Annotated in this window: 8 protein-coding genes; 3 read left to right on the forward strand and 5 right to left on the reverse strand. The window is 44.0% G+C overall.

Annotated features, from left to right (window positions below; translation table 11 throughout):
- Positions 1 to 146: 146 nt before the first annotated feature.
- Positions 147 to 908, reverse strand: a complete 762-nt coding sequence (gene dnaQ, locus ACO5E4_RS06750) for a DNA polymerase III subunit epsilon (RefSeq protein ID WP_311352379.1) — start codon at positions 906 to 908, stop codon at positions 147 to 149.
- A gap of 67 nt (positions 909 to 975) precedes the next feature.
- Here dnaQ and rnhA point away from each other — a divergent pair, with 67 nt between their 5' ends.
- Positions 976 to 1443 (forward strand): ribonuclease HI, encoded by a 468-nt coding sequence (gene rnhA / locus ACO5E4_RS06755; protein WP_485862500.1) that lies wholly within the window; start codon positions 976 to 978, stop codon positions 1441 to 1443.
- A gap of 96 nt (positions 1444 to 1539) precedes the next feature.
- Here the strand turns inward: rnhA and aroA are convergent, their stop codons facing one another.
- The 3 genes from aroA to serC all read right to left on the reverse strand — a co-directional run bounded on the left by aroA (position 1540) and on the right by serC (position 5120).
- A complete protein-coding gene (gene aroA, locus ACO5E4_RS06760; protein WP_485862501.1) occupies positions 1540 to 2850 on the reverse strand; it encodes a 3-phosphoshikimate 1-carboxyvinyltransferase in 1311 nt (436 codons plus the stop codon).
- Positions 2851 to 2860: 10 nt separating this feature from the next.
- On the reverse strand, positions 2861 to 3958 hold the full coding sequence (hisC, locus tag ACO5E4_RS06765) for a histidinol-phosphate transaminase (RefSeq protein WP_485862502.1): 1098 nt from the start codon (positions 3956 to 3958) through the stop codon (positions 2861 to 2863).
- 79 nt (positions 3959 to 4037) lie between these two features.
- Positions 4038 to 5120: a 3-phosphoserine/phosphohydroxythreonine transaminase gene (gene serC, locus ACO5E4_RS06770; RefSeq protein ID WP_485862503.1), complete on the reverse strand. Its 1083-nt coding sequence runs from the start codon at positions 5118 to 5120 to the stop codon at positions 4038 to 4040.
- A 210-nt stretch (positions 5121 to 5330) separates the two neighbouring features.
- Here serC and ACO5E4_RS06775 point away from each other — a divergent pair, with 210 nt between their 5' ends.
- Positions 5331 to 5666, forward strand: a complete 336-nt coding sequence (locus tag ACO5E4_RS06775; protein ID WP_314954076.1) for a DUF496 family protein — start codon at positions 5331 to 5333, stop codon at positions 5664 to 5666.
- 130 nt (positions 5667 to 5796) lie between these two features.
- Here the strand turns inward: ACO5E4_RS06775 and ACO5E4_RS06780 are convergent, their stop codons facing one another.
- Positions 5797 to 7011: an aromatic amino acid transporter gene (locus ACO5E4_RS06780; RefSeq protein ID WP_485862504.1), complete on the reverse strand. Its 1215-nt coding sequence runs from the start codon at positions 7009 to 7011 to the stop codon at positions 5797 to 5799.
- Between the two features lie 894 nt (positions 7012 to 7905).
- Between ACO5E4_RS06780 and ACO5E4_RS06785 the strand changes: the two genes are divergently transcribed.
- On the forward strand, positions 7906 to 9555 hold the full coding sequence (locus ACO5E4_RS06785) for an SrfA family protein (protein WP_485862505.1): 1650 nt from the start codon (positions 7906 to 7908) through the stop codon (positions 9553 to 9555).
- Positions 9556 to 9578: the final 23 nt, after the last annotated feature.

Consider the following 9578-nt stretch of genomic DNA (forward strand, 5'->3'; position numbering starts at 1 on the left):
CCGCGACCCCCTGCGTGACAGGCAGGTATTCTAACCAGCTGAACTACCACTCCGCACAGGTGAGGTGCATAATAATGATGACAGGCCATTCCGTCAACTTTTTTTTTCTCTTTTGAACTTACTTGTTTAATCGGTGAACGATTTGTTTAGTGTAAGGTTTCTTCTTGAGATTGGCGCGTCCATAAGCAATTATCTTTGCTTTTTTTATTGATTAACTTGAGGTATTCCAAATGTGCCTGCAATTCGGCTTCAGTGGGGGTAAGCAAGCGTAAATTATGTGAAAACACAACCGCACTTTGCACCTGTTGCTCATTCACATGTTGAATAATTTCTGATTCGTTTTCATCAAAAAGACTGGTTTGCCCACCGGTCATGGCAAGGTAAACGTCTGCTAGAATTTCCGCATCCAGTAACGCACCGTGCAAGGTTCGTTTACTGTTATCAATACCTAAACGGCTACATAGTGCATCCAAGTTATTTTTCTTGCCCGGATACATTTGACGCGCCATCGTGAGCGTATCGGTCACTTGGCAAATATCGTTGGTTTTTATTGGTAAGTTGAGTTTTGCAAATTCATAATCCATGAACCCCACGTCGAAGGGTGCGTTGTGAATCAACAACTCGGCACCTTTAATATACTCAATAAATTCATTGGCAATTTGACTGAAATCCGGTTTATCCGCAAGCATTTCATCGGTGATGCCGTGTACTTTAATTGCTTCAGGATCGACAGGGCGATTGGGTTTGATGTAAATGTGAAAATTATTGCCGGTGTAGCGACGATTGATCATTTCCACCGCACCGATTTCAATAATGCAATGACCTTCATAATGGGCGCCCAGCTGGTTCATACCGGTGGTTTCCGTATCCAGTACAATCTGGCGATTCGGGTTAATTTGAATACTCATAACTTGACTTTTTATCCGTAAAAATTTCGGGTATTATCGCCCCATTTAAAATAAATTAGTAGTCAATATGCGCAAACAAATCGAAATTTTTACCGATGGATCTTGCCTTGGTAATCCCGGCCCGGGCGGCATTGGCATCCTGTTACGTTATAAACAACATGAAAAACAGTTGTCCAAAGGCTTTTTTTTAACGACCAATAATCGAATGGAATTGTTGGCTGTGGTGGGAGCGTTAAATAGCTTAAAAGAACCTTGCGACATCCATTTATACAGCGATAGTCAATACATGAAAAATGGCATTACACAATGGATTTTCAATTGGAAGAAAAACAATTGGAAGGCGAGTAGTGGCAAACCGGTCAAAAATCAAGATTTATGGATCGCGTTAGATCAGGCTATTGCCCGCCATCATGTGGATTGGCGTTGGGTGAAAGGGCATGCAGGGCATCGTGAAAATGAAATTTGCGATCAACTGGCAAAGCAGGGCGCAGAACATCCGACATTGAATGATGAGGGCTATCAGCCGGAAGCGTAAATCTTCTTAAAAACGAACCGCACTTTATATGATGCAACATAAAGTGCGGTTTGTTTTTTCTGCGTTTTTCATTTTTTTGTTGTTATTACCACGAGGTTAGTGTGCGATGGCTAAAAATTCCTCAAAAAACGTTGGGAACGTTTTTGCCGTACAGCCCGGATCCAAAATGGTGATTGGCGTGTCGGATAAGGCCACCAAGGCGAAACACATGGCCATGCGGTGATCGTTATAGGTTTCGATTTCTGCAGCCTTGAAATCTGCTAATTTTAACGGTTGAATGCGAATAAAATCTTCGCCTTCTTCCACGTCAGCACCCACTTTGCGCAGTTCGGTTGCCATGGCGGTTAAGCGATCCGTTTCTTTCACCCGCCAGTTATAAATGTTACGAATCACGGTTTCTCCTTCGGCAAACAACGCAGTCGTGGCAATGGTCATGGCCGCATCGGGAATATGGTTCATGTCCATATCCACGCCGTGTAACGGGGCTCGTTCCGCTTCAATGAAATCCTCGCCCCAGGTGATTTTTGCTCCCATTTTTTCTAACACATCGGCAAATAAACGGTCGCCTTGAATACTGTTTTTGCCGATGCCGGTGACTTTCACTTTGCCTTTAATCGCACCTGCCGCTAAAAAATAGGAGGCTGAGGAGGCATCGCCTTCCACTAAAAAGGTGCCGGGGGATTGGTAAGATTGTTTACCTTTCACGATAAAGCGTTGATAGTTTTGGTTTTCCACTTCCACACCAAAGATTTTCATCATGTTAAGGGTGATGTCGATGTAGGGTTTGGAAACCAAATCGCCAATAATTTCAATTTCACTGTCGCCTTCCGCAAGGGGGGCGGCCATTAAAAGTGCGGTCAAAAATTGTGATGAAATAGAGCCATCAATTTTAATCGTGCCACCACGCAAGCCTGTGTTACGAATGGCAATTGGCGGATAGCCCTCGTTTTCTAAATAACGAATGTCTGCGCCTGCCTGCAACAATGCATCCACTAAGTGCTGAATTGGGCGCTCTTTCATGCGCGGTTCGCCGGTTAAAATCACTTCATTTTGTGCAGAAGCCTCTTCACGCGTCAAACAGAGTGCTGCTGCCAACGGACGCATGGCAGTGCCGGCATTGCCTAAAAATAACGCTAAGCCGTCATGCCATTGAAAGGCGCCACCTAAGCCCTGTACCTCGCAGACGGATTTATCGTCAGACAGCGAATATTGCACACCAAGGTGTTTTAAGGCGTTGAGCATATGGCGGATATCATCACTGTCTAATAAATTCGTGACGTTGGTCGAGCCTCGCGCCAACGCAGCCAACAATAAGGCACGGTTGGACAGGCTTTTCGAACCGGGCAGATTGATCGTGCCTTCCACATGGTGGATCGGGTTAAGGGTAATGGAAGTGGCGTGTTGCATAAGTTGTCCGTTATAAGCCTAAAATGTCGCTAAGTGCGGTTAAAAAACGCTGATTTTCTTCCGGCAAGCCAACGCTGATGCGCAAATGGTTTGGCAAACCATAACCGGCAAGTGGACGCACGATTACGCCTTTGCGTAACAGCGCTTGATAAATCGGCGCAGCAGGTTGTTGCAAGTCCAACATCACAAAATTGCCTTTGGACGGCACATAACGCAAGCCCTTTTCATCAAAGAAGTTTTGCAATAATTGCAAGCCAATTCGATTATTTTCCGCCACTTTGGCGACAAATTCATCGTCTTGAATGGCAGCGGTGGCGGCGGCCAGGGCAAGACTGTTGCAGTTAAAGGGTTGGCGTACACGATTGAGTAAGCCCGCAATTTCTGTCGAGGAAACCGCATAACCAATGCGCAAACCGGCTAACCCATAGGCTTTGGAGAGGGTTCGGCACACAATCAGGTTCGGGTATTTTGCTAACAAACCGAAAGAATCCACGCGCTCGCTCGGTTCAGTAAATTCCACATAAGCTTCGTCCAACGCCACGATCACTTGTGGCGGCACTTGGGCCAAAAAGTCCGCAATTTCTACCGCACTTGAGAAAGTACCTGTCGGGTTATTTGGGTTAGCGAGGTAAATTAATTTTGTTTTTAGCGTGATCGCGTTTAGAAAAGCCGCCAAATCGTTGCCGTAATTTTTTGCCGGAATTTCTACCCGTTTAGCATTCAAGGCTTGGCTAATCAACGGATAAACAATGAAGCCGTATTGGGAATAAATGACTTCGTCTTGCTCGGAGGCAAAGGTGTGGGCGATGAGTTCAATTAAATCGTTGGAGCCGTTGCCAAGGGTGATTTGTTCCGGTTGTAAACCGAATTTTTCCGCGACTGCTTGTTTGAAATAAAACCCGTTGGAATCGGGGTAAAGATGAAGGTTGTCTAATTGCGCTTGAATAGCGTTTTTGGCGCTGGGCGATAAGCCGAACGGATTTTCGTTTGAGGCGAGTTTGATGATATTTTTAATGCCTAATTCGCGTTCTAATTCTTCAATGGGCTTGCCGGCTTGGTAAGGTGAAAGCGCTTTTACGCCGGCATTGGCACGATCAAGATATTGCATAAGATGCTCCGAGTAGTCATAAAGAAAAAGAAAGTGCGGTGGATTTTTACGATGAATTTCGACCGCACTTTTAAGAGGGCTAGGCGTTTTCTTGGGCAAATTTTTGCATGAATTGAATCAATGCTTGTACGCCTTCAATCGGCATGGCGTTATAAATGGAGGCGCGCATACCGCCTAACACTTTGTGCCCTTTTAACGCTTGCAATCCCGCTGCCGTGGCTTCGGCAACGAATTTTGCATTCAATTCGTCATTGCCCGTAGTGAAGGTCACGTTCATTAAAGAGCGGTTGGCTTTTGCCACATTATTTTGGTAGAAATCACAACCGTCTAAATAATCGTAAAGCAAGTTGGCTTTGGCAAGGTTACGTTGCTCGATTTCCGGTAAGCCGCCGATAGACAATAAATGTTTGAACACTAAGGCACATAAATACCAAGCGAATGTTGGTGGCGTATTGATCATAGAATCGCTGTTTTTCTGCGTTTCATAATTCCAAATGGATGGCGTGGCTTTGCGCGCTTTGCCAATTAAATCATCACGTACGATAACGAGGGTGATTCCCGCCGGGCCAAGGTTTTTTTGCGCCCCAGCATAAATTAAGCCGAATTTGCTGATATCTACTTTGCGGGAAAGAATGGTAGAGGAGAAGTCACCTACTAACACGCCATTGCCGACGTTTGGCACATCAAAAATTTCTACGCCACTGATGGTTTCGTTCGGACAGTAGTGAACATAATCGTATTGTTCGGCAATGTCGCTGAAATCAAGGGATTTGACTTTGAGTTCATCGCCCGGTTCTAAGATGTTGATTTCGTCAATTTCGCCGAAAGCACGGGCTTCTTTTGCTGCAGTAGCAGACCAGTGGCCGCTGTTTAAATATAACGCTTTGCCGTTTTCACGTAATAAATTCATTGGAATGGCAGCGAATTGACCGCGTGCGCCACCTTGTAGAAATAACACATGGTAGTTTTCAGGAACGTTGTAGAGTTTGCGGAAATCCGCTTGGGATTGGGTAATTAATTCCATGAACAATTTGCCACGGTGGCTCACTTCCATGACGGAGGTGCCTTGTCCCTGCCAATTTAATAATTCTTGTTGTGCTTGTTCTAACACCGCTTTGGGCATCATTGCCGGACCGGCACTGAAATTAAATACGTTTGCCATAGGATTTCCTTTGATTGAGTCATTGAGTAATTGAGTAAAAGTGGCTTTCAGTTTTATCACCTCACCGTGTTCTAATCAATGATTTTTACGGAAATTTTTTGAATTTATTGGGTGGGAAAATAATCCTCTTTTTAAATGGGGAATTTTTTGACGAAATCCATAAAAAAGGCTACATTATCGCCATTCATTTTATTGTCAGGGAGCAAACCAATGGAAAACGTCAACAAGTCTTTTCAAGATGTTTTGGAGTATGTGCGGATGTATCGCTTGAAAAACAAACTATTGCGCGATATGGACGATAACAATCGTAAGATTCGCGATAACCAAAAACGTGTATTGCTATTAGATAATTTAAATCAATATATCCGTGATGATATGTCGATTCGAGATGTAAGAACCATTATTGAAAGCATGCGTGATGATTATGAAAACCGTGTTGACGACTATATTATTCGTAACGCCGAATTATCCAAACAACGTCGCGAAATCAGTAGTAAAATGAAAAATCAAATTACCCCTCCCTGTGAATTTGCTAAAAAATCGTAAACCTTAATGTTTAATTCAAAGAAACGGTGACTGAGTTCACCGTTTTTTATGGGGTTTATTAAGAAAACAAGATATAACAAACCGCACTTTGATCTTAAAAATCAAAGTGCGGTCGTTTTTTTAGGTATTTTTAACCCACTACAAACGGCAGATAACCTGCGCGGATGGCGAATGGGATAGAAGTGATGATGACACCAAGGACCAAAACGAGCATCAATGTGACTTTGCCGCCCCAGACTTTATACGGCAAGTTCGGGTGAATACGGCGTGCTTTCCACACAAGGGCAACCGGAAGCACTACGGCATAGAAAGCGAACATTTGACCGGCGTAGCCTAACGCTAAAATGAAACCTTGTGGGTAGAATAAGGGGAAGACGATTGGCGGAATGAATGTCATTAACCCTAGAGAGAAACGTCCTGTATGAATATTAAAAGAACGTTTTAATAAGTCCTCAATACATTCTAGTAAGCCAAGTCCCACACCCAAGAATGACGTAATTAATGCCAAGGTGGAGAAAATTTTCACGGCGTTTGCCATCATGCTGCTTTGGGTAATGGTTAACGTGGCGGTGACTAAGCCGTTCAGCGTGGCATCTTGTTGCAAGATTTGCAGAAACTCATTTTGTGTAAGCAAACCATGGGTGGAAAGTTGCCATAAAATGTAGGCGAATAAGGTGATACCGGAACCCACTAAAATGGAAATGCGCAAGGCTTTGACATTGCCGCCGAGGTATTTGTTTAAGCTTGGAATAGAACCGTGAAAACCAAACGCGGTGAAAAATACCGGGCTTGCGGAAATGATCAGCGCATTATCAATAGGCATTGCCATTAAGTTATCGAGCTTAATTTCCGGCAACATCAAACTTAACACCATCACGAATGTGGCAATCATCACAAAGAACAGCAGGCGGTTAATTTTATCGACACTGTGCGTACCGATAATGATAAACGCGCCAAAGAAAAGCGTGAAAATCAATACGGCGACTTTGCCGGTGGTGTCACGATCAACGATGGTTGGTAGCGTATCGGTCAACAAAGAACCGCCGCCACTGATGTAGGCCGCAATGAGTGCGTACAAAAAGACAATTAACACGGCGGTGGAAACAATTCGTCCCGGACGACCGAAATATTGTTCTGCCAACGTGCCGATACCGGCGTCACTTGGTGCGGTTTGGTAAAGCTCAACGAACAGCAATGCACTGAAGGTTAACAGCATCCAAAGTCCGATCAAAAGAAATAACGTGGCACCAAAGCCAATACCTGCAGAAGTGAGCGGCATCGCCAGCATGCCTGCGCCAATCATTGTACCTGCTACGAGCAGTGTACTTCCCACAGTTTTGTTCATAGATATCCCTTGTATGTATTTAAAAGTTTACATTGATTGTATTTTAAGTTTTACATTTTGTAAAATAAATAACGTGATATAACTCACAAAATATTAATTTTCTCTGAAATTTATGGGGAGGATTGAGTATATTTACCTTCTGATGATTTGTTGCTTTAAGGTGTTTTATGTTTATTTTCAAACTCTTTATACTCATACGTTAACATCACGCTACAACATCATGGCGTTTTACTATTTATATCGCTCTTTAAGGTGCGGTAAAAACACGCGAATTTTTTATTGGCTTAGATTGAATGGCCGGTTGTTTCAATATTTCCCGATTTGTTATTTGCCGGTTGATTGCCGGTTGATTGCCGGCAATGTGCCATATAACAGATATGCGAACAACACCACAATATGTCCTTTTTCTTTTGGTTTGTTTTATTTTATGTGTTATAAGAAAACTCTTGCAGATTAGGAATTTTGTAATAAATTGTTTACAGTTGAACTGCAAGAAAGTAGCAGTTATTTCGAAGTCAGGATGTTCATAATAGTGAGGTATTTACCTGTTTTTTGGTGCAAAGCGATGCACTGGTCAACCTCAATTCATTGTTTGATACGTAAGAAGAATTAGATACCAAGAAATATTAATTTGGCTTGATAGAAAGAGGTAGCAATAATATTGTACATTGATTGCAAAATGAGCAACATAGGCTTTCGCCCTTTGGGGCTGAGATTTATGAAATAGTATTTTTTGTTGTATTTTTTGCTTATAATCCATCCGGATCGTTAGGTGTTTTCTAGTTAATATCCGATATTTTTACTTGGTTAATAGGCTTTTATATATTTTGGGGGTAAAATTCAGCATAGTTAACACTTTGATAATTTAGCGATTTTCAACTTGAGGATAAGTGTATGTTAAGCACTCTTTTAAGAACCGGCGATATTAAAGATTACACCGCGCTAGGGCAAGACGGGCAGGCCGTCTATTCCGTGGCGTCGCAACTGCGCGATACGATTCGGTTAAAGCGCGGACGCGTGTTTTCCGATTATTTGGCGATTCCGCAGCGCAATGACCAAGGCAGCAAAATCGATTGGTATGTGCCTTTCGAATCGGAACGCGCCGACGGTAAATATATGATCATTCCTTGGTCGTCCGCCACGGAACAAGAACGCCAACAAGCCTTGAGCGAATTAAAAGTGTTTGAACGCAACATGGCGGATTTAGGCTTGGAAATGAGTAAACAAGCCAACTTAAAAGGCGACCAACTGCTATTTTCCCGCTTATTATGGGCGGAACCGAACAATCCCGATTCTGCCGAAAACCTCAAAGCCTTGCGCTTTCCGAATCCCGAACACGTCTATTTGGTGAATAATCGCCCGGTCATTACCTTTTGGGGCTTTATTGAAAAGAACACTAATTTACACGGCGATCCTTTCTTAAGTTTAAAACCTGCCGCGCCGTTGGTGGCCGCCGCACCGATTCCTGAAGCCGCGCCTGCTGCACCGAAGAAAAAATTATCGTGGTTGTGGTGGTTGCTGCCGTTGTTATTGCTGTTGGCGTTGCTGTTGTGTTATTTGTTCGGCTGTTTCGATTCCACCGGCAAGAAAATCGAATTGGATCCGTTGACCAAACGTGAGGTGCAAAAAACGGACGAAAAAACGACCGCACTTTTGGGCGACAAAAAAGACGATAATAAAACCCTTGTCGCAGATGACAAAGACAAAAAAGAAAAAACCGTAAACCTCAACGGCACGGCCTATCGTTACGTAAACGGCCAATGGTTTGACGCCAACGGCACGGTGGTTTCCGATAACGGTTTGGTGAGCAAATTAGAGCAAGCCGTCGAAGTAAATGCGACCGACAACATCACGGCAACCGACAACACCGCTTTGCAAACCGACGCTAACGTGGATAATAAAACGGCGTTAACCAACCCGCAGGATCCGAATGCCTTAGGCAAAGACGAGGCAGCGAAAAACGAGATGAATCCGAATGAGCAGGTATTGCCACCGGTCGATCCGAATTTGAACGGCAAAGACAAAAACGGCGTTGAGCTGAATCAGCCGGCCGATAAAGATAACAAAGTCAATCCGAATGATCCGAAAGCCAATGATCCAAAGGCTAACGACCCGAAAGCCAATGATCCAAAAGCGAGCGATCCGAAAGCCAATGACCCGACGGCCAATACCACGCAGAAAAAACTGCAAATTCCGGAAAAAAGCCTACAAGAAGGCAAAGTGGATTTCTTAAACGGCGCGTGGAATGCGGGCGGCGGTATTCAAGATAAAACCACCGGTAAACCGATGCGCTTGAGCTATAACTTTGACGACAAAGGTAAAGGCCAAGTCACGTTGCAACGTGGCGACGGCGTGAAATGTGTGGGCGATGTGAACGCTAACGTAAGCGGCGGCGGGTTAACCATCTCCAACAAAAACGTGGCGAGCTGTAGCGACGGCACCACTTATCAACTGCCGGAAATCAGCTGTAAACCGAATAGCGCGTCGGCGGATTGTAACGGTTCTTACGGCGATAACCGCTTCCCGATTACCATTAAGAAATAAGTTTTAACGAGATGAAAGAGAGA

It is taken from the genome of Aggregatibacter sp. (assembly GCF_057314075.1).